The 25,056-nt window shown below is 69.3% G+C and carries 23 protein-coding genes; 6 read left to right on the top strand and 17 right to left on the bottom strand.

Annotation, left to right across the window (positions count from 1 at the left end):
- Together ACGG9C_RS03650 and ACGG9C_RS03645 are read right to left on the bottom strand one after the other, a co-directional pair.
- On the bottom strand, positions 1 to 1,158 hold the full coding sequence (locus ACGG9C_RS03650) for a carbohydrate-binding domain-containing protein (RefSeq protein WP_194384976.1): 1,158 nt from the start codon (positions 1,156 to 1,158) through the stop codon (positions 1 to 3).
- A 102-nt stretch (positions 1,159 to 1,260) separates the two neighbouring features.
- Positions 1,261 to 1,635 (bottom strand): Sec-independent protein translocase TatB, encoded by a 375-nt coding sequence (locus ACGG9C_RS03645; protein WP_228480977.1) that lies wholly within the window; start codon positions 1,633 to 1,635, stop codon positions 1,261 to 1,263.
- A 72-nt stretch (positions 1,636 to 1,707) separates the two neighbouring features.
- On the opposite strand from ACGG9C_RS03645, the gene ACGG9C_RS03640 reads away from it, so the two are divergent.
- Positions 1,708 to 2,349 (top strand): O-methyltransferase, encoded by a 642-nt coding sequence (locus ACGG9C_RS03640; protein WP_071042928.1) that lies wholly within the window; start codon positions 1,708 to 1,710, stop codon positions 2,347 to 2,349.
- Positions 2,350 to 2,416: 67 nt separating this feature from the next.
- Here the strand turns inward: ACGG9C_RS03640 and ACGG9C_RS03635 are convergent, their stop codons facing one another.
- From ACGG9C_RS03635 to dapE, 3 genes are all read right to left on the bottom strand, one after another.
- On the bottom strand, positions 2,417 to 2,590 hold the full coding sequence (locus tag ACGG9C_RS03635) for a DUF3117 domain-containing protein (RefSeq protein ID WP_064485917.1): 174 nt from the start codon (positions 2,588 to 2,590) through the stop codon (positions 2,417 to 2,419).
- A 74-nt stretch (positions 2,591 to 2,664) separates the two neighbouring features.
- Entirely contained in the window at positions 2,665 to 3,876 is a 1,212-nt protein-coding gene (locus ACGG9C_RS03630; RefSeq protein WP_194384975.1) for a hypothetical protein, read from the bottom strand.
- Positions 3,873 to 4,946: a succinyl-diaminopimelate desuccinylase gene (gene dapE, locus ACGG9C_RS03625; RefSeq protein WP_194384974.1), complete on the bottom strand. Its 1,074-nt coding sequence runs from the start codon at positions 4,944 to 4,946 to the stop codon at positions 3,873 to 3,875. The genes ACGG9C_RS03630 and dapE overlap by 4 nt, the downstream gene beginning before the upstream one ends.
- 44 nt (positions 4,947 to 4,990) lie before the next feature.
- Between dapE and dapD the strand changes: the two genes are divergently transcribed.
- The 3 genes from dapD to ACGG9C_RS03610 are packed head-to-tail and all read left to right on the top strand — an operon-like array spanning position 4,991 to position 7,286.
- Positions 4,991 to 5,947 carry a 2,3,4,5-tetrahydropyridine-2,6-dicarboxylate N-succinyltransferase gene (gene dapD, locus ACGG9C_RS03620; RefSeq protein WP_194384973.1) on the top strand — a complete coding sequence of 319 codons (957 nt, stop codon included), beginning with the start codon at positions 4,991 to 4,993 and terminating at the stop codon, positions 5,945 to 5,947.
- 31 nt (positions 5,948 to 5,978) lie between these two features.
- Positions 5,979 to 6,584: a YdcF family protein gene (locus ACGG9C_RS03615; RefSeq protein ID WP_071042926.1), complete on the top strand. Its 606-nt coding sequence runs from the start codon at positions 5,979 to 5,981 to the stop codon at positions 6,582 to 6,584.
- A 39-nt stretch (positions 6,585 to 6,623) separates the two neighbouring features.
- Complete coding sequence (locus ACGG9C_RS03610) at positions 6,624 to 7,286, top strand: hypothetical protein (RefSeq protein ID WP_390178241.1); 663 nt, start codon at positions 6,624 to 6,626, stop codon at positions 7,284 to 7,286.
- 43 nt (positions 7,287 to 7,329) lie between these two features.
- On the opposite strand, the gene ACGG9C_RS03605 is transcribed toward ACGG9C_RS03610, so the two are convergent.
- From ACGG9C_RS03605 to ACGG9C_RS03570, 8 genes are all read right to left on the bottom strand, one after another.
- Positions 7,330 to 8,625, bottom strand: a complete 1,296-nt coding sequence (locus tag ACGG9C_RS03605; RefSeq protein ID WP_075807067.1) for a citrate synthase — start codon at positions 8,623 to 8,625, stop codon at positions 7,330 to 7,332.
- Between the two features lie 191 nt (positions 8,626 to 8,816).
- Positions 8,817 to 9,929 carry a succinyldiaminopimelate transaminase gene (gene dapC, locus ACGG9C_RS03600; protein ID WP_071042924.1) on the bottom strand — a complete coding sequence of 371 codons (1,113 nt, stop codon included), beginning with the start codon at positions 9,927 to 9,929 and terminating at the stop codon, positions 8,817 to 8,819.
- 3 nt (positions 9,930 to 9,932) lie between these two features.
- Positions 9,933 to 10,253, bottom strand: a complete 321-nt coding sequence (fdxA, locus tag ACGG9C_RS03595) for a ferredoxin (RefSeq protein WP_071042923.1) — start codon at positions 10,251 to 10,253, stop codon at positions 9,933 to 9,935.
- 9 nt (positions 10,254 to 10,262) lie between these two features.
- The gene (locus ACGG9C_RS03590; protein WP_071042922.1) at positions 10,263 to 10,646 is read right to left on the bottom strand and encodes a histidinol dehydrogenase; all 384 of its coding nucleotides are present in this window, start codon (positions 10,644 to 10,646) and stop codon (positions 10,263 to 10,265) included.
- 23 nt (positions 10,647 to 10,669) lie between these two features.
- Complete coding sequence (locus tag ACGG9C_RS03585) at positions 10,670 to 10,984, bottom strand: AzlD domain-containing protein (RefSeq protein WP_194384971.1); 315 nt, start codon at positions 10,982 to 10,984, stop codon at positions 10,670 to 10,672.
- Positions 10,981 to 11,733 carry an AzlC family ABC transporter permease gene (locus tag ACGG9C_RS03580; RefSeq protein WP_071043364.1) on the bottom strand — a complete coding sequence of 251 codons (753 nt, stop codon included), beginning with the start codon at positions 11,731 to 11,733 and terminating at the stop codon, positions 10,981 to 10,983. The genes ACGG9C_RS03585 and ACGG9C_RS03580 overlap by 4 nt, the downstream gene beginning before the upstream one ends.
- Before the next feature lie 215 nt (positions 11,734 to 11,948).
- Complete coding sequence (gene typA / locus ACGG9C_RS03575; protein ID WP_071042920.1) at positions 11,949 to 13,862, bottom strand: translational GTPase TypA; 1,914 nt, start codon at positions 13,860 to 13,862, stop codon at positions 11,949 to 11,951.
- 80 nt (positions 13,863 to 13,942) lie between these two features.
- Positions 13,943 to 15,844: an ABC transporter ATP-binding protein gene (locus tag ACGG9C_RS03570; RefSeq protein ID WP_194384970.1), complete on the bottom strand. Its 1,902-nt coding sequence runs from the start codon at positions 15,842 to 15,844 to the stop codon at positions 13,943 to 13,945.
- A 31-nt stretch (positions 15,845 to 15,875) separates the two neighbouring features.
- Between ACGG9C_RS03570 and ACGG9C_RS03565 the strand changes: the two genes are divergently transcribed.
- Complete coding sequence (locus tag ACGG9C_RS03565) at positions 15,876 to 16,484, top strand: PH domain-containing protein (RefSeq protein ID WP_071042918.1); 609 nt, start codon at positions 15,876 to 15,878, stop codon at positions 16,482 to 16,484.
- A gap of 7 nt (positions 16,485 to 16,491) precedes the next feature.
- On the opposite strand, the gene ACGG9C_RS03560 is transcribed toward ACGG9C_RS03565, so the two are convergent.
- From ACGG9C_RS03560 to ACGG9C_RS03550, 3 genes are all read right to left on the bottom strand, one after another.
- Positions 16,492 to 17,700: an ABC transporter permease gene (locus tag ACGG9C_RS03560; RefSeq protein ID WP_071042917.1), complete on the bottom strand. Its 1,209-nt coding sequence runs from the start codon at positions 17,698 to 17,700 to the stop codon at positions 16,492 to 16,494.
- A 3-nt stretch (positions 17,701 to 17,703) separates the two neighbouring features.
- A complete protein-coding gene (locus ACGG9C_RS03555) occupies positions 17,704 to 19,221 on the bottom strand; it encodes an ABC transporter permease (RefSeq protein ID WP_071042916.1) in 1,518 nt (505 codons plus the stop codon).
- Positions 19,222 to 19,382: 161 nt separating this feature from the next.
- On the bottom strand, positions 19,383 to 21,215 hold the full coding sequence (locus tag ACGG9C_RS03550) for an ABC transporter family substrate-binding protein (RefSeq protein ID WP_071042915.1): 1,833 nt from the start codon (positions 21,213 to 21,215) through the stop codon (positions 19,383 to 19,385).
- Between the two features lie 159 nt (positions 21,216 to 21,374).
- On the opposite strand from ACGG9C_RS03550, the gene ACGG9C_RS03545 reads away from it, so the two are divergent.
- Positions 21,375 to 22,154: a CPBP family intramembrane glutamic endopeptidase gene (locus ACGG9C_RS03545; RefSeq protein WP_071042914.1), complete on the top strand. Its 780-nt coding sequence runs from the start codon at positions 21,375 to 21,377 to the stop codon at positions 22,152 to 22,154.
- Between the two features lie 54 nt (positions 22,155 to 22,208).
- Here the strand turns inward: ACGG9C_RS03545 and gcvP are convergent, their stop codons facing one another.
- Positions 22,209 to 25,028, bottom strand: a complete 2,820-nt coding sequence (gene gcvP / locus ACGG9C_RS03540) for an aminomethyl-transferring glycine dehydrogenase (protein WP_237673326.1) — start codon at positions 25,026 to 25,028, stop codon at positions 22,209 to 22,211.
- Between the last annotated feature and the right edge of the window lie 28 nt (positions 25,029 to 25,056).

The raw sequence follows: 25,056 nt of genomic DNA, 5'->3' as shown, positions 1-25,056 counted from the left end.
TCAGGGACGCCCGCCGCCGCCCATGCCGCCGCCCATCATCTGGTTCGACAGCTCCGTGACCTCTTCCCCGTTGACGGTGATCGTGCCGCCCGTGAGGGTCCCGCTGCCGTCGTAGTCGAACGCGGACTGCGCCGTGATGTCGATCGTGCCGCCGCTGATGGTGAGGTCTCCGTTGCTGTCGACCGCATCGGTGTCGCCGGAACCCATCACGATGCTGAGGTCGCCGCCGCTGATCGAGATCGACAGTCCGCTGGTCACGATGGCCGAGGCGGCCGCGTTCACGCCGTCGTCCGATGCGTTGACGCTCGTCTGACCGCCCTCGATCACGATGACGGGCGCCTCGATACCCTCGACGGAGGACACGATGTCGATCACTCCGCCGCTGATGGTGACCTGCTGCTCGGCCTTCACGGCGTCGTCACCGCTGGTGATGGTGATCTCACCGCCCGACACGACCAGCTGCCCGGCCCCGGCGTCGGTGTCGTTGCTGGATTTGATCCCGTCCCCGGCGGCGTCGACGTCGATCGTGCCGCCGGTCACCGTGAGCGAGTCCGTGCCACGGATGCCGTCGTCGACGCTCGAGACGGCGATCGTTCCCGCTTCGATCCACAGATCGTCCTTGCCGACGATGCCGTCCGCGAAGTTCGCGGCGACCTCGAGCGAGCCCGTCCCGGTGATCACGAGATCGTCCGCGGAGTAGATCGCACCGTCGATCTCCTCGTCGCTGCGGGTCGAAGCGTCGGCGACGGAGTTCGTCGACCCCTCGGCGAGCTCGATGACGGTCGTCTCGGCATTGTCGACGCGGATCGCCGCACCGTCCGCGCTGTCGATCGTGACGCCGTCGAGGATGATGCGCACGAGGCCGTCGCTGTCGACGACGATCTGCCCGGTGGATGATCCGGTGAGCACATAGGTTCCGGGCTCGGTGATCGTGAGCCCGTCGTCGGTGAGCGCCACCTCGGTGGTGGGCAGGGTGCTCCAGTCGATGTCGCCGCTCTCGCTGGAGGTGTCCACGGTCGAGGACGTGGTCGACTCCGTGCTGGTGGAGGGCGCGGTCGTGGCGGTCGCGGTGTCGGACGACGCCGAGGTCGCCGCGCAGCCGCTGACCAGCAGCACGGAGGTGAGGAGAGCGGCGGTTGTCAGGGCCGGTCGTCGCATGGTCGACTCCTTCGGATGGGGTGCGTGTGTCGTGAGAACAGTGCACCGCGCTCTCCTATGCGCCTCCTATGCCCGCGCGATGTCGGCGATACGAACCCGCCCTCAGGTCGCTTCGCTGTCGAAGGGCGGCCGCGTGCCGGGCTCGAGTTTGCTCGTGACGGGCTTCACCGCCGGAGCCGCTGTCGTCGTGGCTTTCGCGGCCTTCGCGGCGGGAACCGGCGGGTCGTCGAGGAGGGCCTCCCGAATGATGCGCCGCGGGTCGTACTGGCGCGGATCGAGCTGCCGCCAGTCGACGTCGTCGAACTCGTCGCCCATCTCGTCCTTCATGCGCGTCCTCGCGCCCTGCGCGAAATCCCGCACGCGCCGGACGAGGCCCGCGAGCGCCTCGGCGTAGCGCGGCAGCCGCTCCGGTCCCAGCAGGAAGGCGGCGATGACGAGGATCAGCATCAGCTTCTCGAACGTCAGGCCGTTGAACACCCCTTCAGATTACCGTCGCGCCTCAGCGGCGCGTCGCGATGCGGCACCTAAGCTGATCCGGAAGGAGTGGACATGGCAGATCAAGACGCCGATCGGCGCTTCGCGGCGGAGTCCGTCGTCGAACCCGATCACATCGCACGTGCCCGCGCGGCCGCGCTGGAATTGGGCGCAGCGCCCATCAGCGCCGAAGTCGGCGCCCAGGCCGCGGTGATCGCAGCGGCCTCGGCCGCCCTGAACATCGTCGAGATCGGCACCGGAGCGGGCGTGTCGGGCCTGTGGCTTCTGCACGGGTCGCCTCGCGCGACCCTCACCACGATCGACAGCGAGCCCGAGCACCTCGGCGCCGCCCGACAGGCTTTCGCCGACGCGCGCGTGCCCGCCGCGCGAGCCCGTTTCATCACCGGTCGCGCCGCCCAGGTGCTCCCGCGCATGAACGAGGCCTCCTACGACATCGTCTTCGTCGATGCCGACCCCGAGGGTGTGATCGAGTACGTCGAGCACGGGTTGCGCCTGGTGCGCGCCGGCGGCACGGTGCTGGTGCCGCGCGTGCTCGGTGGCGGGGCGGTCTCCGACCCCGTGCGGCGCGACCCGACGACAGCCGCATACCGCTCCCTCATCCAGGAGACGCAATCCTCATCCGCCGTCATCGGCGCACTCTCGATCGTGGGCGAAGGCCTCCTCCAGCTGACCACCGTCGCCGCAGAGCCTCGCTGACCCGGTCTCACACACGAAAAGGCCGGTCCTCGGACCGGCCTTTTCGTATGTGAGACGAGAACGTACGTCAGGCTGCGCTGACGACACCCCCCAGAACGTCGTGAAGCTCCTTGGCCTCAGCATCGTTCACAGAGACGACCAAACGGCCCCCACCCTCGAGTGGAACACGCACGATGATGAGGCGCCCCTCCTTCACGGCCTCCATCGGCCCGTCTCCGGTTCTCGGCTTCATCGCTGCCATCGTGGCTCCCTTTCTTGTGGAGGTCTGCCTCCCGAGTTTATCGTGCACACCCGCCCGTCGACGGAAATGTGCCGTCAGGGGATGCGCCAGAACGTGTTTCCGAGCGTGTACATGTTGTAGATCCACACCACCTGGCCGATCAGACACGCCACCAGCACCCCGATCCGCCACCGCCGGGACGGGGGAACGGCGAGCGCACCGGCCAGCGGAGCGAGCGGGAACAGCAGACGGAACGTGCTCGACTGCGGGAAGAACACCGCGAGAAGGTACACGAGATAACTCGCCGACCACAGGCGCACTTCGACCCCGAGTCTGCGGACATGCGGCTCGAGCAGGAGAAGGGCGGCGACAGCGGCCACCAGCAGAACCAGGGCGGTGACGCCGAGCCAGGCGGGCAGTCCCCACCGCGGGAACCAGAACGTCGCTCCCTGCACCCACCCCTCGAACGGCAGGAATCCGCCCGCGTCGCCGACCCACTGCCGCCGCCAGGCCAGCTCTGTCTCCAGATAAGCCGACGCGTCCGTCGTGACCACCGCCGCGATCACCTGCCACGAGAACCCGACGATCGTCGCGAGGGCGCCCAGGGCCAGGATGTGCACGACATCCCGGCGGGTGACCGGCTCGACCGTGCGACGGGTGAGCCGCCACAGACCGTAGAGGGCGAGGAACAGCGCGAACGCGAGCACCCCGGGTCGTGTGAAACCCATGAGCGGGATGAGCAGGTACAGCCAGCCGTAGCGTCGCTTCTGCACGCAGCGGATCGCCAGCAGCAGGAAGAACAGGAACAGCGCCTCGGCGTAGCCCACCTGCAGCAGGGCGGCGAGCGGCCCGGCGGAGAAGAACACCACTCCCCACAGCGCGGCGCTCTCGCCGAGACGCTCGCGGAACATCCGATGCAGCACGAGCGCGCATCCGTAGCCGGCCGTGAGCGTGACCAGGAACGCCCCGACCCCCCAATGCCCGAAGGGCGCCGCGACCACCGCCGACAGTGCGGGATACAGCGGCATGAACGCCCACGCGTTCTCGGCGACGCGGCCGGCCTCGGTCAGCGGCAGCTCGGTGGGATACCCCTGAAAGGCGATGAGCCAGTACCACTGGGCGTCCCACGCCAGCACATAGGTGCCGATCGTCGCCCCCTGGCCGTGCCGGGCATCCGCCGGGGCCAGCGCGGAGGCGAGAACGAAGAACGCGCTCGTGACCACGCGCGCCGACAGGTACACCAACGCGACGCGCAGCGCCGGGCGCGTCCAGAGCGACGGGGCGGAAGCTTCCGCCCGCTCCGTCACGCGGTCAGCCACGCTCGCAGACCGCGCTCGACCTCGACGATCTGCGCCACGGGGACCCGCTCCTCGTCGTGATGTGCGAGGTGCGGGTCGCCGGGACCGTAGTTGACGGCGGGAACGCCCATGGCCGAGAACCGTGCCACGTCCGTCCACCCGTACTTCGGGCGCGGTTCGGCACCGACGGCCGTGAGGAACTCCTGCGCCAGCGGCGAATCGAGCCCGGGTCGCGCCCCTTCGGCGAGGTCGACGACCTCGACGTCGAAGCCCGCGAAGACCTCGCGCACATGGCGCTCCGCCTCGGCGCCGTCGCGACTGGGCGCGAACCGGTAGTTCACCTCGACCTCGCACGCGTCGGGGATGACGTTGCCGGCCACCCCTCCGCGCACGTGCACCGCGTTGAGCCCCTCGCGGTAGGCGAGGCCTTCGACGGTGACCTCCCGCGCGCGGTACTCCGCGAGGCGGGCGAGGATGGGAGCGGCCTTGTGGATCGCGTTCTCGCCGATCCACGAGCGCGCACTGTGGGCTCTGACCCCTTCGGTGCGCACGACGGCGCGCAGGTTGCCGTTGCAGCCGCCCTCCACCTCCCCGTTGGACGGTTCGCCGAGGATCGCGAAGTCGCCGGCGAACAGCTCGGGACTGTTCCGCGCGAGGCGGGTCAGACCGTTGCGTTCGGCCGCGACCTCCTCGTGGTCGTACCACATCCACGTCACATCGACGTTGGACGACGTGAGCTCCGCCGCCAGCTTCAGCTGCACGGCGACGCCGGCCTTCATGTCGACCGTCCCACGACCCCAGATGAACGGCTCGCCGTCGATCTCGATGTCGCGCGTGGGCACGTTCTGATTGATCGGAACGGTGTCGATGTGCCCGGCGATGACGACGCGGCGGTCACGACCGAGATGGGTGCGTGCGACGATCGTGTCGCCGTCGCGATGCAGGTCGAGGTGACCGTGCTCGGCGAGAGCGAGGTGAATGGCATCGGCCAGCACGGTCTCGTCGTCCGAGACGCTGGGCATGTCGCAGATCGCGCGCGTGAGGTCGACGGACGTTGCGGTGAGGTCGAGGTCCGGCATCCCCCGAGTCTAACGACCGCATCGCAGCCGGTAGCGTGGACGGCATGAGCGACGAACGATGGGTCTGGGGCACGGGCCTGGCGACGGTGACCGAGTCGGGGACGGTGCTGGACACCTGGTTCCCGTCCCCGGCTGCCGGCCGCATCCCCGGCGGATACGACCCCGCGAAGGCGACCGAGAACCTCGACCACCTGGCCGTGCCCGACGAGCGCCGCGCCGTCTCCGTCGAGCTGGTGACGCTGGAGATCGACCTGGATGCCGCGCCGACCGGCACATCCGACGCCTACCTGCGACTGCACGCGCTGTCCCACCGCCTCGTCGCCCCGAACGGTCTGAACCTCGACGGGATCTTCGGGCATCTGCCCAACGTCGCCTGGACCAACGCCGGGCCGATGCACCCCGACGATGCCACGCGGCTGCGCCCCTTCCTGGCGCGCGAGGGAATCCAGGTGCAGGGGCTGGACAAGTTCCCGCGCCTGCTCGACTACGTCACGCCCGAGGGCGTCCGCATCGCCGACGCGTCGCGTGTGCGACTCGGTGCCTACCTGTCGCCCGGGACGACCGTCATGCACGAGGGCTTCGTGAACTTCAACGCGGGCACGCTCGGCGCGTCGATGGTCGAGGGACGCATCTCGCAGGGTGTGGTCGTCGGCGACGGCAGCGACATCGGCGGCGGCGCGTCGATCATGGGAACCCTCTCCGGCGGCGGCACCCACAAGGTGTCGATCGGCGCGCGCACGCTGCTGGGCGCCAATGCCGGCATCGGCATCTCGCTGGGCGACGACTGCGTCGTCGAGGCGGGGCTCTACGTCACCGCCGGATCGAAGATCGTGCTCGCCGATCAGCCGCCGGTCGCCGACGGCGGCCGCCCGACCGTCAAGGGGGGCGACCTCTCCGGGCGCGACGGCGTGCTGCTGCGACGCAACTCCGTCACGGGAGCGATCGAGGCCCTCGCCCGAGCGGGCGTGGGCGTCACGCTCAACGAGGCCCTCCACGCCTGAACCGGACCGGCACGTGCGGCGGAACCCGGCGATGACCGGGGCGACGATCGCGGTCGCCACGGTCATCGCGGTCGCCCTCGCCGCCGATGTCTACCACTGGCTCTCCAGCCGGCGCGGACTTCCCCGCCGCCGCACGACGCCTCCCCGGGTCGAAGCCATCGTCGTGCTCGGGTACGGCAATCGCGGCGTGCGCGCGAACGCCGTCAACCGCTACCGCGTGCGAGCGGGCATCCGCTCCATCGATCCGCGGGTTCCGCGCACGGTGCTCGTGCTGAGCGGCGGGGCAGTGCACAGCTCCGTTCCGGAAGCACGCATCATGGCGCGCTATGCCCGCGAGCGCGGTTACCGCGGACCCATCGCCCTGGAGACCGGGAGCCGGTCGACCCGGGAGAACCTCCGCGAGATCATCCCCCTGATCGAAGACGCCGAATCGATAGCGATCGTGTCCAATTCCCCGCACGCCGAGATGGCACGAGCCGCCCTCGCCGAGCAGCGACCCGACCTCGCCTCACGCCTGCGGCGCGCCGCCGACCACCGTTTCGGCGAAGTGCTGCCGTTCAAGATCCTCGGCACCGTCGTCTCGATCCGGCATCGGCGGCGCCTTCCGCCACCGGAGGAGCAACCGGATGACGCGTAGCCTGAGAAGCATGATGCTGCCGTCCTCGCGCCGCGGGCCATGCGCCTGACCCGACGGCATCGGCGTGCGCTGTCATGGGTGCCGATCACCGTGGTCGCGATCATCTGCGTGGCCATCGCGTGGGGCGCCCTGTCGATCCAGAACTCGTGGTGGACCGATCCGGCCCAGACGCCGTCGACGGACCAGGTGACCGACGACGGCATGTCGACGTTCACCCGTGCCGGAGTGGACTACCTCACCCGACAGGGGGTCGTCCGCATCGATCTTCGCGAGACGGCGGAGCCGGCTGCATCCCTCGGGCTCCCCGCGTCCGGTTCGCAGCAGGTGGAGCCCCTGGTCCCGGTGCGAGCCATCCTGCTCGGCGACGACGGCGTCGCGAGCGTCGAGCTCGTCGAAGCGCTCACGCTGACGACCGACGCCGACTCGGTGACCACCGTCGAGCTGCGTCCCGTCGCGCCGACATCGTGGACGGCGGCGGTCGGGCAGCTCCGGGAGGACGCCGAGACCTGGGGATGGCGCGAAGAGGACTTCTCGCGTCTGGAGGAGGAGCTCACCGCCGCGTCGGGCGCGTCGGACGGTGAATACGCGGCCGCACTTCCGCCGGTCACGGCAAACGGCATGACGATCGGGGCGATGGTCACGATCCGGGGCGAAGACGCACCTGTGGGGCTCTCCTACACGTTCTCCCCCGCCGGCGGCTGAGCCGTCGTTCTCGGAGCCGATCGACCGCGCGGCCCCGCCCCGCTCAGGCGCCGGGGTACCGGCGTTCGGCCGACCCGACGTACAGCTGCTGCGGCCGGCCGATCTTGGTCTGCGGATCGGTCTGCATCTCGCGCCAGTGGGCGAGCCATCCCGGCAGACGGCCGATGGCGAACAGGGGGGTGAACATCCGCGTCGGGAAGCCCATCGCCTTGTAGATCACGCCGGTGTAGAAGTCGACGTTCGGGTACAGGCGGCGCTCCCGGAAGTAATCGTCGCTGAGGGCGATCTCCTCGAGCTCCTTGGCGAGATCGAGGAGCGGATCGCTGACACCGAGCGCTTCGAGCACCTCGTCGGCCGACTCCTTGACGAGCTTCGCGCGCGGATCGTAGTTCTTGTAGACGCGATGTCCGAAGCCCATGAGCTTCACGCCGTCTTCTTTGTTCTTGACGCGCTCGACGAATCGCTGCACGCTCTCACCCGAATCCCGGATCTGCGCGAGCATCGCCAGCACGGCCTCGTTGGCGCCGCCGTGGAGGGGTCCGTACAGGGCGTTGATGCCCGCCGAGATCGAGGAGAACTGATTCGCTCCGGTCGAGCCGACCAGCCGAACGGTCGACGTGGAGGCGTTCTGCTCGTGGTCCTCGTGAAGGATGAGGAGGCGCTCCAGGGCCCGAGACATGACGGGGTTGACCTCGTAGATCTCGCTGAGCACACCGAAGTTGAGCTTCAGGAAGTTGTCGACGAAGCTCAGCCCGTTGTCGGGATAGAGGAACGCCTGCCCGACGCTCTTCTTGTGCGCGTACGCCGCGATCACCGGGAGCTTGGCGAGCATGCGGATGGTGTTGAGCTCCACGTGCTCGGGATTGTGCGGGTCGGACTCGTTCTCGTAGTACGTCGAAAGAGCGGCGGTCGCCGCCGAGAGCACCGACATGGGGTGCGCGGTCGGCGGCAGCGACGAGAAGAAGCGCTTGAGGTCTTCGTGGAGAAGCGTGTGACGACGGATGCGTCCGTCGAAGGCCTCGAGCTCCGAGGCGCTCGGCAGCTCGCCGTACAGGAGCAGCCACGCCACCTCGAGGTAGCTGGAATGGGTGGCGAGCTGTTCGATGGGGTACCCGCGATAGCGCAGGATGCCTTGATCGCCGTCGATGTAGGTGATCGACGACTTGGTCGCGGCGGTGTTGACGAAGCCGTAGTCGAGCGCCGTGTAACCGGTCTTCTTCGTCAGCGCCGAGACATCGATGCTCGGCGCGCCCTCGGTGCCGTGCACCAGCGGATATTCGGTCGTGGTGCCACCGATGGTGATGGTGGCGTTGTCCTGCTGAATGCCCGCGTCGCTCACGGCGCCTCCTCGCGATTTCTGGTCGTCCCGGGGGTCGTCGACCCGTCCGGCACCGGGTGGTGCCCTCGGGTCGGCGCGGAAGGCGATGTTCGCGATGGCCGCGCGTTCTACAGCCTACCCATGGCGGGCGCCCACTGATGACACGACCAAAGATGGACCGCACCCGATGGTGGATCCCTCCTACGGCGCCCTCAGCGCACGGTAGCGCGCAGGCGCGTCGCCGCGGCGTCGATCCGCTCGTCGGCGGCGGTGAGCGAGAAGCGAACGTGCTGCGGATGGTGGGCACCGTAGAAGTGCCCAGGACCGGCGAGGATCCCGAGGTCGGCGAGCCGGCTGAGACTCTCCCACGCGTCACGTCCCTCGGTCGCCCACAGGTAGAGCCCCGCCTCGCTCGCGTCGACGCGGAAGCCCGCCTCGCGCACAGCGGGAAGAAGCACGTCTCGGCGACGGCGGTAGAGCTCGCGCTGCGCGTCGACGTGCGCGTCGTCGTCGAGCGCCGCGATCATCGCCGCCTGCACGGGCCCGGGCAGCATGAGCCCGAGGTGCTTGCGGGCGGTCAGCAGCGAGGCGATGAGCGCCGGGTCGCCGGCGACGAACGCGGCCCGATACCCCGCGAGGTTGGACTGCTTGCTCAGCGAATACACCGAGAGCACGCCGGCGAGATCACCACCGGTCACGCCGGGCTCGAGCGCCGACGGCACGCCGACGGCATCCCACGGCGCATCCCATCCGAGCAGCGCGTAGCACTCGTCCGATGCGACGACGGCACCGAGTTCCCGGGCCCGTTCGACCGCGGCGCGCAGGGCCGCGGCATCCCGCACCCGTCCGTCAGGGTTGCCGGGCGAGTTCAGCCACACCAGCCGGGTGCCGGCGGGCCACTCCGCGGGATCGTCGGCGGCGAGCGGCACCGCTCCGACCAGACGTGCGCCGACCTCGTACGTGGGGTACGCGGCGCGCGGATGCACGACGATGTCTCCGGAGCCGAGGCCGAGCAGCAACGGCAGCAGCGCCACGAGCTCTTTCGACCCGATGGTCGGGAGCACGTTCGCGGTGGTCAGCCCCGTCACGCCGCGCCGCCGCTCGTACCAGCGCACGATCGCCTCGCGCAGGGCCGGCGTGCCGACGGTCTGCGGGTAAGCGTGGGCGTCCGTCGCCGCCGCGATGGCGGCGGCGACCACCGCCGGAGTCGGGTCGACGGGCGAGCCGACCGACAGGTCGACGATCCCGTCGGGATGGGCGCGCGCCCGCTCCGCATACGGAGCGACCGCATCCCAGGGGTAGTCGGCGAGGTCTGCGACTCCCACGGATCAGTGCTCTTGCGGCGGGAGGGCGGCGATGACCGGGTGGTCCTTGGCGATCACGCCGACCTTCGCGGCACCACCGGGCGAGCCGATGTCGTCGAAGAATTCGACGTTGGCCTTGTAGTAGTCCTGCCATTCGTCGGGCAGGTCGTCCTCGTAGTAGATCGCCTCGACGGGGCACACCGGCTCGCAGGCTCCGCAGTCGACGCACTCATCGGGGTGGATGTAGAGAGATCTCTCGCCCTCGTAGATGCAGTCGACCGGACACTCGTCGATGCAGGCGCGGTCTTTGACATCCACGCACGGGAGGGCGATCACATACGTCACGGTCTCAGTCTACGCGTCACGCGTGGCGGCTTCGTCGACCGACGGCAGGCTCGGCCAGGCGACCGCGAGCGCCACGACCAGCGGCACCGCGAAGGTCCACACGAGGGAGATCTCCGTCTGCGGCACCACGACGGACCCGCCCGGCCCCTCACCCGAGAAGACGAGGGTCGAGACCATCATCCCCCCTCCCGTTGCCAGGGTCGACCAGCGATCGGCCGTGAGCAGCCGCACCGCCAGGAGGAGGGCCGCCGAGCCGATGATCGCGACGACGAGGCCGACGGGGATGCCCACGATCGCGTAGGAGTGGCCGATCGTGCCCGCGAGGCCGTAGAAGGCTCCGATGACGAAGGCGAGGGCCCACGTGGCCAGGCGCACCGGGAGGGACGAGTTCACCGTGACAGCCTAGTCCGAGGGCGTCACGCCGCCCAGCCGACCAGGCGCAGCAGGGCGGCCGTCGCCGCGGCAAGGGCGACGACGACGAGGAACGGTGCGCGCAGCAGCAGCAGCCCCGCCGCGACGAGCACCGCCGGCACCCGCGCATCGACGGTCACCGCCTGCCCGTCACCGAGCGTCTGCACGGCCACGAGCGCGGCAAGCAGCGCCACCGTGAGCAGATCGGCGATGCGGGCGGGACGCGGCGCCTCGAGCCAGCGTGGCGGGATGAGGTAGCCGACCGTCTTCAACGCCACGCAGATGATCGAGGCGATCAGCACCGCGGTCCAGAGGTTCACGGCAGCCCTTCCCGCTCGGGCGCGTCGGCGGGCTCGCGGGGCGGACGGTCCTCGCGGCCCAGCAGGTTGAACCACCCGACCACGACGGCCACCACGGCGGCGACAAGAACCGGGATGCCCGGCATCAGCACGGGGGTGAGGAGGGTTGCGACGACGGCTGCGGCGATCCCGACCGCGATCGGCTGCCGGTGCCGCAGGCGCGGCCAGAGCAGGGCGAGGAACGCCGCGGCCGCAGCTGCGTCCAGCCCGTACGCACGCGGATCGCCGAGCACGTCGCCGAGGAGAGCGCCCGCGAGAGTGGACAGGTTCCATCCGACGTAGATGCCGATCCCGGTGACCCAGAACCCGATCGTGCGCGCACGCGGCGTCTCGCGGGCAAGCGAGACGGCGGTGGACTCGTCGATCGTGAACGGGGCCGCGGCCAGCCGCGTGGCCAGGCGTCGTCCGATGATCGGGGACATCCGCATTCCGTAGGCGACGTTGCGCACCCCCAGCAGGGCCGCCGACGCGACCGCCGAGGGCGCGGCCGCCACGCCGCCCGCGGCGACGACGCCGACGAAGGCGAACTGCGATCCGCCGGTGAACATCAGCAGGCTGAGCACGCACGCCTGCCACACGTCCAGTCCCGACGCGACCGCCAGGGCACCGAACGACACGCCGTAGGCGCTCGTGGCGAGCGCAACGCCCACGGCCTCGCGCCACGCCGCGCGCGCGTCCGCTTCGTCGTTCACATCCGCCGCCTCATCCATCGACGTCACCACCGTTCAGCTCCGACACTCTCACGCGACGCCGCCGGGCACGGTGAACAACGCAGGAGTCCATGCGCGCGCATGGCGGCCGCGGCCCGGAAAACCGGGCGGCGTCCTCACCGCGCTCGAGAATCTCCGGCGTTGTTCACCGGCGCGCGATGTCGATGCGGAGATGGCGGCGCTGTGGCAGCGCGCTCACCGCTCGACGCGGCGGGTCAGGCGTTCGCGTCCTGGCGCTTGAGGCGGCTGGTCTGGCGGGCGCGCTCGGTCTGGTCGAGGATCACCTTGCGGATGCGCACGCGCTCGGGCGTGACCTCGACGCACTCGTCCTCACGGGCGAACTCCAGGCACTCCTCCAGCGAGAGCTGGCGCGGCGGGGTGAGCTTCTCGAGCTCGTCGGCGGTCGACGAGCGCATGTTGGTGAGCTTCTTCTCCTTGGTGATGTTCACATCCATGTCCTCGGAGCGGGTGTTCTCCCCCACGACCATGCCCTCGTACACCTCCTCGGTGGGCTGCACGAAGAACGACATGCGCTCCTGCAGGGCCATCATGGCGAACGGGGTGGCCACCCCTGCCCGGTCGGCGACGATGGAGCCGTTCTGTCGCGCGACGATCTGCCCCGCCCAGTCGTCATAGCCGTGCGAGATGGCGTTGGCGATGCCCGTGCCGCGGGTGACCGACAGGAATTCGGTGCGGAACCCGATGAGGCCGCGCGAGGGCACGACGAACTCCATCCGCACCCAACCGGTGCCGTGGTTGACCATCGTCTCCATGCGGCCCTTGCGACCGGCCATGAGCTGGGTGATGGCGCCGAGGTGCTCCTCGGGCGCGTCGATCGTCAGGTGCTCGTAAGGCTCCTGGACCTTGCCCTCCTCGCTCTTGCGCGTGACCACCTGGGGCTTGCCGACGGTGAGCTCGAAACCTTCGCGGCGCATGTTCTCCACGAGGATGGCCAGGGCGAGTTCCCCGCGCCCCTGCACCTCCCACGCGTCGGGCCGGCCGATGTCGACGACCTTGAGCGAGACGTTGCCGATCAGCTCGCGGTCCAGGCGGTCCTTCACCATGCGCGCGGTGAGCTTGTGTCCCTTGACCTTGCCGACCAGGGGCGAGGTGTTGGTGCCGATCGTCATCGAGATGGCGGGGTCGTCGACGGTGATCGCCTTGAGCGGGCGCACGTCGTCGGGGTCGGCGATCGTCTCGCCGATCGTGATGTCCTCGAACCCCGCGATCGCGACGATGTCGCCAGGGCCGGCCGACTCGGCAGGGTAGCGCTCGAGCGCACGGGTCTTCAGCAGCTCGGTGATGCGCGCGGTCGAGTGGGAGCCGTCGTGGCGCACCCACGCGACGGTCTGCCCCTTCTTCAGGGTGCCGTTGAACACGCGCAGCAGCGCGAGACGCCCGAGGAAGGGGCTCGAGTCGAGGTTCGTCACCCAGGCCTGCAGCGGAGCCTCGTCGTCGAAGCTCGGGGCCGGAACGTGCGCGAGGATCGCCTCGAAGAGCGGCTCGAGGTCGTCGTTGTCGGGCAGCTCGCCGTTCGCGGGTCGCGTGCGGGATGCCGCGCCGGCACGACCGGAGGCGTAGACCACGGGCACATCGAGCAGCGCGTCGACGTCGAGGTCGGGCACGTCGTCGGACATGTCGGACGCGAGGCCGAGCAGCAGGTCGTGCGCCTCCTCCTCGACCTCGGCGATCCGCGCGTCGGGACGGTCGGTCTTGTTCACCAGCAGGATGACCGGCAGCTTCGCCTCGAGCGCCTTGCGCAGCACGAAACGGGTCTGCGGAAGCGGCCCCTCCGAGGCATCCACGAGCAGGACGACGCCGTCGACCATCGACAGTCCGCGCTCGACCTCGCCGCCGAAGTCCGCGTGCCCGGGGGTGTCGATGACGTTGATGGTCACCGGCTCGTCGGTGTGGGCACCGTTGTAGGTGATCGCCGTGTTCTTGGCGAGGATCGTGATGCCCTTCTCACGCTCCAGGTCGTTGGAGTCCATCGCCCGCTCCTCGACGTGCGCGTGCTCCCCGAACGACCCGGTCTGGCGCAGCATCGCGTCCACGAGGGTCGTCTTACCGTGGTCGACGTGCGCGACGATCGCGACGTTGCGGAGGTCGGTGCGAAGGGCGTGCGCCATGAGGGGGTCCTTGCCGAGTGAGGGATGCGCCCGGAATCGAGCGCATCCCAGTCTACCGGCCTCCCGACCGACGGCCCGCGTCAGCCCCCGGTCACCCCCGACTGTCCGTGCCGGCGGCTGTCCGTCGCCTCGTTGAACTGCTGCGGCAGCGACGGGTCGGACGGCTGCGAAGGCACCCGCCCGGTCTCCGGAGCGCGCTCGCCGAGCAGGGCCGCACGTGCCGCGCGACGCTTGCGCTGCTCCTCGGGATCGGGCACCGGAACGGCGGCGATCAGGCGCCGGGTGTAGGGGTCGCGTGCGCCGCGGAGGATCTGGTCTCGCGTCCCGGTCTCGACGAGCTTGCCGTGGTTCATCACCGCGATGCGGTGCGCGAGGATGTCCACGACGGCGAGGTCGTGGCTGATGAACAGGCACGCGAACTTGAGCTCCTGCTGCAGCTCCTGGAGGAGGTCGAGGAAGCGCGCCTGCACCGAGACGTCGAGCGCCGAGGTGGGCTCGTCCGCGACGAGGAGTTCGGGAGCGAGAGCCAGTGCGCGGGCGATCCCGACGCGCTGACGCTGACCGCCGGACAGCTCGTGCGGGAAGCGGTTGCGATAGGACGCGGGCAACTCGACCTGGGAGAGCAGCGTCTCCACCCGACGGTCCAGCTCCTTGCCCTTGGCCTCCCCGGCCAGCAGGATCGGTTCGCCGATGGACTGCCCGATCGGCATGCGCGGGTTCAGCGACGACGCCGGGTCCTGGAAGACGATGCCGGTGCGACGACGGATGGCGAACAGCTCCTTCGCCGACGCGTCGGAGATGTCGGCGCCGACCGCGGTGAGCTTCCCCTCCGCGATCGGGAGCAGGCCGACCGCGGCCCGTCCGAGGGTCGTCTTGCCCGAGCCGGACTCGCCGACCAGACCCACGATCTCGCCGGGATAGACGTCCAGGTCGATGTGCTCGGCGGCGCGGAAGGCAGGGATGCGGCCGCGCTTGGGATACTCGATCGCGACGTCCTGGAAGGACAGCACCGGATCGAGACCCGCCTGCGAGGGCTCGACCTCGGTGGCACGCTCCCGGATGGCCGACACGACCGGCACGGCCGAGGTGTCGGTGCGCACCTCTTCTCCCTCGGAGGTGTCGGCATCCTCCAGCACGCCCAGGCCGAGGTGGGGCACGGAGGCCAGGAGCTGCCGCGTGTAGGGGTGCTTGGGGTCGTGGAAGATCTCGCCCACGGTTCCCGATTCGACGACGACGCCGTTCTTCATCACCATGATCCGGTCGGCGATGTCGGCGACCACACCCATGTCGTGGGTGATGAGGATGATCGCCGAGTCCAGCCGCTTGTGGAGGTTGCGCAGGAGGTCGAGGATCTCGGCCTGCACCGTGACGTCCAGGGCCGTCGTCGGCTCGTCCGCGATCAGCAGCAGCGGGTCGCACGAGATGGACTGCGCGATCATCGCGCGCTGGCGCTGCCCACCCGAGAGCTGGTGCGGATACTTGTTGAACGACTGCTCGGGGTTCGGCATCTCGACCATGCGCAGCAGCTCGATCGCGCGCTCCTTGGCCGCCGACGGAGCGATCGCGCGGTCGTGCGAGCGAAGCGCCTCACTGATCTGGAAGCCGATGGTGTACACCGGGTTCAGAGCGGTCATCGGCTCCTGGAAGATGACGGAGATCTCGTTGCCGCGGAGGGCGCGAAGCTCGCTCTCGTCGACGCCGCGCAGTTCCCTGCCCAGAAGCTTGATGGAGCCGGTGACGCGGGAGTTCTCCGGCAGCAGACCGAGCAGCGACATCGAGCTGGTGCTCTTGCCCGAACCCGACTCGCCGACGATCGCGAGCACCTCGCCGCGACGGACGACGTAGTTCATGTCGACGGCGGCCGGGTAGAACTCCCCCTCCACCCAGAACTCGACCCCGAGGTTGGACACCTCGAGAACGGTCTCGGGGAGACCCTGGTGCGCGTGCGCGGTGCTCGCGTGGATGCCCGAGGTGTCAGTCATTGCAGGATTCCGATCTGAGAAGCTTGAGGTCATGTCGTTTGAGGAAGTCGATTACCGCCCCGTGTTCGGTCGCGTGCTCGCCGTGATCATGGGGATCGTCTGCGCCGCGGGACTGGGCTCCCTCGTGTGGAGCGGGCCGGGTGATCTGCTGCGCTACGGCTGGCCGATCGCCCTGGTGGCGGTGGTGGCGTGGGCGCTGTTCTGGAGGCCCCGGCTGCACATCCAGGTGCACGGGATCACGGTGGTCAACCCGTTCCGCACCTTCTTCGTGCCGTGGCCGGCCATCCACGCGATCGACACACGCTACTCGCTGTCGCTGCAGACGGCGCGCCGTCGCGTGTCGGTGTGGGCGACGCCAGCGCCCGGTCGCCATCGGCTCTTCGGCCTGTCTCGTGCCGACTTCGACGGCGTCTCCGCGTCGGCGCGAGGCGCGCACGGGAGCCTGCGACCGAGTGACGCCTCGAGCGTCCCCAGCGGCAACCTCGCGCAGGTGATCCGTCAGCACTGGGACCGCCTCGAGTCCGAGGGGGCCTTCGCCCACGGGGAGGACCCGGAGGCCGCGACGGTGACGTGGCACTGGGCGAGCCTGACCACCGTCGCGCTCCTTGCGGCCGCGACGGTGATCGGTCTGATGGTCTGAGCGCACGTCATCGCTCCGGGTCGAGCGGCTCGTGCCGTCCGTCACCGGGCTCCTCGGGGCGGGGATCGTGATAGTTGGTCACATCTCCCGTGAACACGGCTTCGCCGCCGACGGTCACGGTGTGCTGCTCGCCACCCTCCGAGCCGGCGGCCCCGGCGGCGACGGGCGCCACCGGTCCCCCGGCGCGACCGGCACGAGCCATCGCCCGCTCGCTCGGCATCTTCTTCTGACGCGGGTCGAAGGCGTCACGCAGTCCGTCGCCGATGAAGTTGATGCACAGCGCGATCGCGATGATGAACAGGCCCGGCCACCAGAACAGCCACGGCCGTGTCGAGAAGGCGGCCTGATTGTCCGACACGAGCTTTCCGAGCGACGTGTCCGGCGACTGCACACCGAAGCCGAGGAAGCTCAGCGCCGACTCGAGGAGGATGGCACCGGCCATCAGCAGCGTCGCGTTGACGACGATCACGCCGACGGCGTTGGGAAGGATGTGGCGGAAGATGATCCGCCGGTCCCGCGCACCCGAAACCCGCGCCGCGTCGACGAACTCGCGCTCGCGCAGGCTCAGGAACTCGCCTCGCACCAGGCGCGCCATCGACGTCCACGCGAACAGGCCGATCACGACGCCGAGCACCGCGGCGCCGAGGTTGCCGAACGCGTTGCCGAGCACCGAGCCGATCACGATGAGCGGAATGGTGATGACGATGTCGGTGAAGCGCATCAGGACCGAGTCGGTGGCCTTGCGGTAGTAGCCCGCGAGCGCACCGATGACGACACCGATGACGGTCGCCACGACTCCGGCGATGACCATCACCATGATCGACTGCTGCGCACCGCGCATGACGACGGCGAAGATGTCGCGGCCGACCTCGTCCTGACCGAAGGGGTGGTCGCCGAACTGGATGCCCGCGCCCCCGAGGAACTCGGGGAGCAGGCTCATCGTCGGGCGACCGCCGTTCTCGACGGCGGGGATCTCGGTCCAGTCGTACTGCCACCAACCGGGGATCCGGAGCCCCCACAGGGTCACCCCGACGGAGGTGAAGGCGAGCAGCACGATGAAGATGAGCACGACCATGGCCGCGAGCGCGCCGCGATGGCGGAAGAACCGCCGACGGACGATCTGCCCCTGGCTGAGGCCCTCGGTCTCCTTCTGCTCGATGGAGACCTCGGCGCGAGCTTCCTTCTCGCTGACGTTGTCGTTCTTCGTGGTGTTCACGGGTCAGCCCACCTTGATCCTGGGGTCGAGCGCGGCGTACACGAGGTCGGCGACCAGGTTGAACAGCACGGCCAGCGCTCCGGTGACGACGAAGAAGGCCATCACGGGGTTGGGGTCGACGGCGTTGAGCCCGTCGACGAAGAGGCGTCCCATCCCGGTCCAGCCGAAGACGGTCTCGGTGATCACCGCGCCGCCGACGATCGCTCCCACATCGAACGCGATGATCGTCGTGATCGGGATGAGGGCGTTGCGGAAAGCGTGGCGGACCACGACGGTGCGCTGCGTGAGGCCCTTCGCCTTCGCGGTGCGGATGTAGTCCTGGTTCATCACTTCGAGCAGGCTCGCGCGCGAGTAGCGGGTGTAGCTCGCGAACGACACGAGGATGATCGCGATCGTGGGCAGCAGCAGGTGCGTGAACAGGTCGATCCCCTGCACCCAGAAGTTGCCGCCGAGACCCGGGGTCGACGCGCCGACGGTGGCGATCGGACGGCCTCGGATGCGGCTGGAATTGGAGTAGGCCTCCCAGTACTGCATGTACTTCTCGAGGGCGATGAAGGCGGCAACGAGCACACCGGTCAGGGCAGCCGTGCGCACCACCGGTCCGCGATCGGCGCCGCCCAGGAACCAGCCGACCGCGCCGCAGACGAGCACCGTGGCGACCGCGTAGACGACGAACAGTCCGAGGGTCATCCCGTTCAGGAGGGAGGTCATCATCGGGTAGTAGAGGGCGATGCCGGCCCCGGCGATGCCGAGGGCCACGTACAGGGCACGGCGGTTCTGCAGTCCGGTGGACACCGCTGTCACACCGAAGGCGATCCCGATCGCGAGCGCGCTGTAGACGACGATGCCGATGCTCGGGTCGGAGAACCAGCGAGTAAGCGACAGGTAGGTCATCACGGCCCCGGTCGCCAGCGCGCTGATGCCGAAGATGATCAGCCGGCGCTTCCAGGTGCCGCCGATGACGGACATCCACAGCAGACCCGCCAGCAGCGAGACGACGATGATGACGGGTATCGCGAACGTGGGGTCGGCGAGCCAGTTGTTGATCTCGATGGCGCCGTACTGCTTGAGGAGCACCGCGACCCAGAAGATCGGAAGCGAGAAGAAGAGGAAGGAGAGGAAGGTGACGAAGTAGTCGAAGCCGCTGTACTGGCGCAGGGCGGAGACGATGCCGACCGAGATGCCGAGCACGATGGCGACGATCGTCGCGGTCGTGACGAGAGTCAGCGTCGCGGTGATGGCGTTGCCGAGGAGCGCGTTGACGGGCTGACCCTGCACGCTGACGCCGAAGTCACCGCGGAAGATTCCCCCGAGCCAGAGGAAGTAGCGCAGCGGCGGGGGCACGTCGAGGTTGAGAAGCCGCGTGCGGGACTCGATGAGTTCCGCCTTGTTCGGGGCGTTGGACTGCCTGAGCTCGTCGAGGGGATCACCCGCGAACGAGGTCAGGATGTACATGAGGAAGGTCGCGGCGAAGAGCACGAAGATGGACGCGATCAGTCGCCGGATGATGAATGAAGCCATGGTGTGGCTGCCTGCCTATCGGTCTGTCAGCACAAGCGTGCGGCCCGGGGGCTCCCCGAGCCGCACGCTCGATCACTGAGAAGTGTACGTGCGGGCGGCGGGCCTCGGCCCGCGCCCACCCGGTCCGCCGCGACCGTCAGGCCGCGGCGAACCGGTGCGGATCACTCCTCGGTGGCGCTGTCGGTGACTGCCCAGTCCCAGGCGTTCCAGAAGATCGTCGGGGCGAGGATCGACGGGTCGATGTTCTCCACGCGATCGCTGAAGGCCGTGACCTCAGGGAACTGGTAGATCGTCACGCCGTAGAAGTCCTCCCACAGCAGGCGGTCCATCTCGACCTGAAGATCGATCTGCTCCTGCGGGTCGAAGGCGACGTTCAGCTGCGAGATGATGCTGTCGACCTCCTCGTTGGAGTAGAAGTTCAGGTTGTTGATGCCGTTGGTGACGAAGGTCGGCAGCGAGTTGGTGACGCCCAGGCTCGTGGACTGCCATCCGAACAGCGACGCGTCGTAGGCGCCGGGCGTTCCGAGCAGACCGCCCCACTCCTCCGAACCGCAGTCGGTGACATCGAAGCCGGCCTCGTTGGCCGACGCCTGGATGAGCGCGAACTCGTTGACGCGGCGCGGGTTGTTCGAGGCGTAGAGGATGCAGACCGAGGTGTCGGTGACACCCGACTCCTCGAGCAGCTGACGCGCGCCCTCGATGTCGACCTCGGCGTAGTCGGCCGACGTGTTGTTCGCGGCGGACTCGTCGTAGCCCTCGGCGCCCGGAACGAACAGCTGCGAGTCGCGCAGGATCGCGTCGTCGCCGATGATCGGCTTGATCAGCGTGTCGACGATCTCCTGTCGCGGAACCGTCATCATGAACGCCTCGCGCACCTGCGGGTTGCTGAAGATGTTCTCGGGGTTCTTGCCGTTGTCGAACTGCAGGTCGACGTGCTCGTACGTGCCGCCGAGACCGGTGGTGACGGTGATGCCGTCGATCGCCTCGAGCGCCGTCGTGATGTCGGCGGTCGCCTGCGGCTGGATGATGTCGACGTCACCGTTCTCCAGCGCCTGCACCGCGGCGAGCGGGTCGGGGATGAAGCGGATGGTGATCTCTTCGATGTTCGGCGAGTTGTCACCGGAGTACTCGGGGTTCGCGGTGAGGGTGACGTACTGGTCGGCGACGTAGTCGCTGATCATGTACGGGCCGCTCGCGGTCACGAGGTCGGTGTCCTCGGGCATCTCGGTGAAGTTGAAGCCCGAGTTCCAGAAGGAGGCCATCGGCGCAAGGGCGGCGGCGTCCTCGGACTCGATCGCGTCGAGGACGGCCTGCTTGGCCTCGTCGGCGTCCTCGATGTCGAGGGACTTCTCGGCGATGATGTGGGCCGGGAGCGGGGACGCGAAGACGAGGTCCCAGTCCACGAACGGCTCGTTGAACGTCATCGTGATCGACCGGCCGTCGTCGCCGATCTCCGGGGTCTCCGTGACCAGGCCCATGCCCGAGTCGGGAGTGGCACCCGAGTCGAAGTAGACGACATCGGTCGGGAACGCGTCGGTGAATTCACCGGTGTCGGGGTCGACGAAGTCGTTCGGGTCGAAGTCCGGCGTGTCCAGCGCGCGCGAGAGCGCGGCCCAGTTCAGCATCAGGTCGGCGGCGTCCACAGGAGTGCCGTCGGACCAGTTGACGCCCTCGGCGACGGTGTAGGTGACCGTCAGCGGGTCTTCCGACACCAGCTCGTAGGTGCCGAACGAGGTGTTCTGCACGAGCTCCGGGGTGTTGTTGTAGTAGTTGAACCCGTCGAGCACCAAGTAGTTGATGTTGTTGTTCGCCGTGGCGTTTCCGAACGACGTGTTGCCGTTCATCGAATAGAACGCCTGGTTCCATGCGGCGGTGATGGATGATCCCTCGACCAGACCCGAGTCGCCGCTGTCGCCGCCGGGCGCGCAGCCCGAAACCACCAGGGCTCCGACCGCGGTGAGGCCCACCGCCGTCGCGAAGCGCTTGATTCTCACTATTCCTCCTGTGCAGGTTTATGCGCCTGACCCCGGGTATGACCCGGCTCAGGCGCGGATGGGAAAACCCTAAGCACGGGGTGGGAGATGGTCAAAACATCCTTGGCAAACGTTACAGAGCCTTAACTCAAGGCGACCGGAATGTGACAATCTGACAACGTGACGTCGTCCCCCGCCCCCGACTCTGCACGTTTCGGCAACGCTCGCACGTGGTGGGAGATCGGTCTGGTCCTCGCCGTGACGGTGGGACAGTCCGCCGTCTACAGCCTGCTCACGCTCGTGCGTCGCCTCCTTGTCGAGACTCCGCTCGGGCAGCAGGAGGCGCAGCTGAACACTGCGCGCGACGACCTCGCGCTGTGGGATGCCCTCTATCGGCTGCTCGACCTCTTCTTCGATCTCGCCCTGGTCGCGCTCGTGATCTACCTGCTGTGGGAACCCGGGAAGAGCGCTCTGCGCCGGATCGGCCTGGACTTTTCCCGCTTCGGCGGCGACCTCGGCCGCGGAGTGCTCCTGACGGCCGCGATCGGCATCCCCGGGCTGGCGCTCTACGCCGCCGGACGCGCCCTCGGTGTCACCGTCTCGGTGGTGGCCTCGCCCCTCGACGCGGCATGGTGGACGATCCCGCTCCTCGCCCTGTCAGCGCTCCGGGCGGGACTGACCGAGGAGGTCATCTTCATCGGCTACCTCTTCGATCGGCTGCGGCGTGTGGGGTGGTCGACGTGGACGATCATCCTCTCGACCGCCGCCCTCCGCGGCGCGTACCACGCCTACCAGGGCTTCGGAGCGATCGTCGGGAACATCGCGATGGGTGTCGTCTTCGGCTGGTGCTACCACCGCTGGGGTCGCGTCATGCCTCTCGTGATCGCCCACACGCTGCTCGACGTCGTCGCCTTCGTCGGCTATCCGCTGGCCGTCGCCCTTTGGCCGGCCCTCTTCTGACCCCCGACCGCCGAGACCCGGGTGTCGGACGCGAACCCGGGTCTCGCAACGGGGTCAGGCGAAGGCCTCGGGCGGCGGGCAGGCGCACACGAGATTGCGATCGCCGTAGGCCTGGTCGATGCGACGCACCGGCGGCCAGTACTTCGTGCGCACGAGGCTGCGCACCGGGAAGACCGCGGTCTCCCGGGAGTAGGGATGCGGCCAATCGGCCGCGGCGATCGATGCCGCCGTGTGCGGGGCGTTCACGAGGGGGTTGTCGCCGACCGGCCACTCCCCCGTCGCGACGCGGTCCGCCTCGCCCTTGATCGCGATCATCGCCTCGACGAACCGGTCGAGCTCCGCAAGGTCTTCCGACTCGGTCGGCTCGACCATGAGGGTGCCCGCCACCGGGAACGACATCGTCGGGGCGTGGAAGCCGTAGTCGATGAGTCGCTTGGCGACATCGTCGACCGTGATGCCCGTCGACTCCCGCAGCGGCCGGAGGTCGAGGATGCACTCGTGGGCGACGAGGCCGTTCTCCCCGGCGTAGAGCACCGGGAAGTGGTCCTTCAGCCGCGCCGCGATGTAGTTCGCCGCCAGCACCGCCGACGCCGTGGCCTCGGTGAGCCCCCGCGTTCCCATGAGGCGCACGTACGCCCACGAGATCGGCAGGATCGACGCCGAACCGTACGGCGCCGCGGAGACGGGGCCGCCGTCGAACGCGTGCCCACCGGCATGCTCCGCCCGCTGCGCCTGCGGGTGCGACGGCAGGAAGGGGGCGAGATGGGCTTTCGCGGCGACGGGTCCGACGCCCGGACCGCCGCCGCCGTGCGGGATCGCGAAGGTCTTGTGCAGATTCAGGTGCGAAACGTCGCCGCCGAGGTCTCCGAAGCGGGCGAACCCCAGCAGGGCGTTGAGGTTCGCGCCGTCGACGTAGACCTGACCGCCGGCGTCGTGCACCGCCCGTGTGATCTCGATGACGTCGTGCTCGTAGACCCCGTGCGTCGACGGATAGGTGATCATGAGCGCCGACAGCTCGTCCCGGTGCGCCTCCACCTTCGAGCGCAGATCGTCGAGGTCGATGTTGCCGGCCTCATCGCACGCCACCACGACGACCCGCATGCCCGCCAGCACCGCCGACGCGGCGTTGGTCCCGTGTGCCGACGACGGGATGAGGCACACCGCGCGCCGATCGTCACCGCGCGAGCGGTGGTAGCCGCGGATCGCGAGGAGGCCGGCGAGCTCGCCCTGCGATCCCGCGTTCGGCTGCAGCGAGACGGCGTCGTAGCCCGTCAGGTCGGCGAGCCACTGCTCGAGCTGCGTGACGAGGTCGAGGTATCCCGTCACGTGCTCGGCAGGCGCGAACGGATGCATCCGCGCGAACTCGGGCCAGGACACCGCGGCCATCTCGGTGGCGGCGTTGAGCTTCATGGTGCACGACCCGAGCGGGATCATCCCGCGATCGAGGGCGTAGTCACGGTCGGCGAGCTGCTTGAGGTACCGCATCATGGCGGTCTCGGAGTGGTGGGTGGTGAACACCGGATGCGTGAGGCAGTCGTCCGTGCGCCGCAGCGCCGCCGGGAAGGACTGCGCCGCGGCCGTGCCGACAGGCCCGCCGGCGGGCGCCGCCCCGGCGTCATCCGCGCCCCCGAACGCCGCCAGGAGGTCCTCGACGATCCCGCGCGTCGACGCCGAGACCTCATCGAAGCTCACCCCGACGGTGCCCTCGTCCACCCGGCGAAGCAGGATGCCGCGCGCGCGGGCGGCGTCGATCACGGCGTCGGCGTTCGCCACCCTCACCTGGATCGTGTCGAAGAACGATTCGGCGAGCACCGGCAGCCCCCGCGCCGTGAGCGCGTCGGCGACGAGCGTCGCCTGCCCGTGCACCGACCGGGCGATCGCACGCAGGCCCTCGGGGCCGTGGTAGACGGCGTACATCGCCGCCATGACCGCCAGCAGCACCTGCGCGGTGCAGATGTTCGACGTCGCCTTCTCTCGACGGATGTGCTGCTCGCGCGTCTGCAGGGACAGGCGGTAGGCGGGGGCGCCGTCGGCGTCCTGCGACACGCCGACGAGGCGTCCGGGAAGCTGACGCTCCAGGCCGGAACGCACCGCCATGTAGCCGGCGTGCGGCCCGCCGAAGCCCATGGGCACGCCGAATCGCTGGGTGGTCCCCACGGCGATGTCGGCCCCGAGCGAGCCGGGCGAGCGCAGCAGGGTGAGCGCGAGCAGGTCGGCGGCGACGACGACGCGACCGCCGGCATCCTTCACCGCGGCGATGACCTCGGCGGGGTCCCACACCTGCCCGGAGGCTCCGGGGTACTGGATGAAGGCGCCGAACGCGTCACCGTCGACCGAGGCGCCTGCGGTGAAGTCGACCGGGCGCAGCTCGATCCCGAGCGCCGCGGCGCGGTGAGCGAGGAGAGCGTGCGTCTGCGGCAGCGCGTCGGCGTCGACCAGAAAGACGTTCGAGGGGCTCTTCGACGCGCGTCGCGCGACGAGCATGCCCTCCACGACCGCGGTCGATTCGTCCAGCATCGATGCGTTCGCCGTGTCGAGCCCGGTGAGATCGGTCACCATCGTCTGGAAGGTGATGAGCGCCTCCAGCCGCCCCTGGGAGATCTCGGGCTGATAGGGGGTGTAGGCGGTGTACCACGACGGGTTCTCGAACACGTTGCGTGCGATGACCGCGGGGGTGTGGGTGTCGTGGTAGCCGAGCCCGATCATCGATCGCGCGACGGTGTTGCCGTCGGCGAGGGTGCGCAGCTCGGCGAGCGCTTCGGCCTCGGTGGCGGCCTCGAGGTGCAGGCCGGCTCCGTCGGCGAGACGGATGGACGCCGGAACGGCCGCCTCCAGGAGAGCGGCGGTGTCGGCGTAGCCGATCGTGTCGAGCATGACCCGCTGGGCGGCACCGTCCGTGCCG

Source organism: Microbacterium sp. MTN4-26, assembly GCF_042846595.1.
Classification (GTDB): Bacteria; Actinomycetota; Actinomycetes; order Actinomycetales; family Microbacteriaceae; genus Microbacterium; species Microbacterium luteum.
The sequence above is the reverse complement of the archived record's forward strand: the minus strand, read 5'-3'. Positions and strand labels throughout refer to the sequence as shown.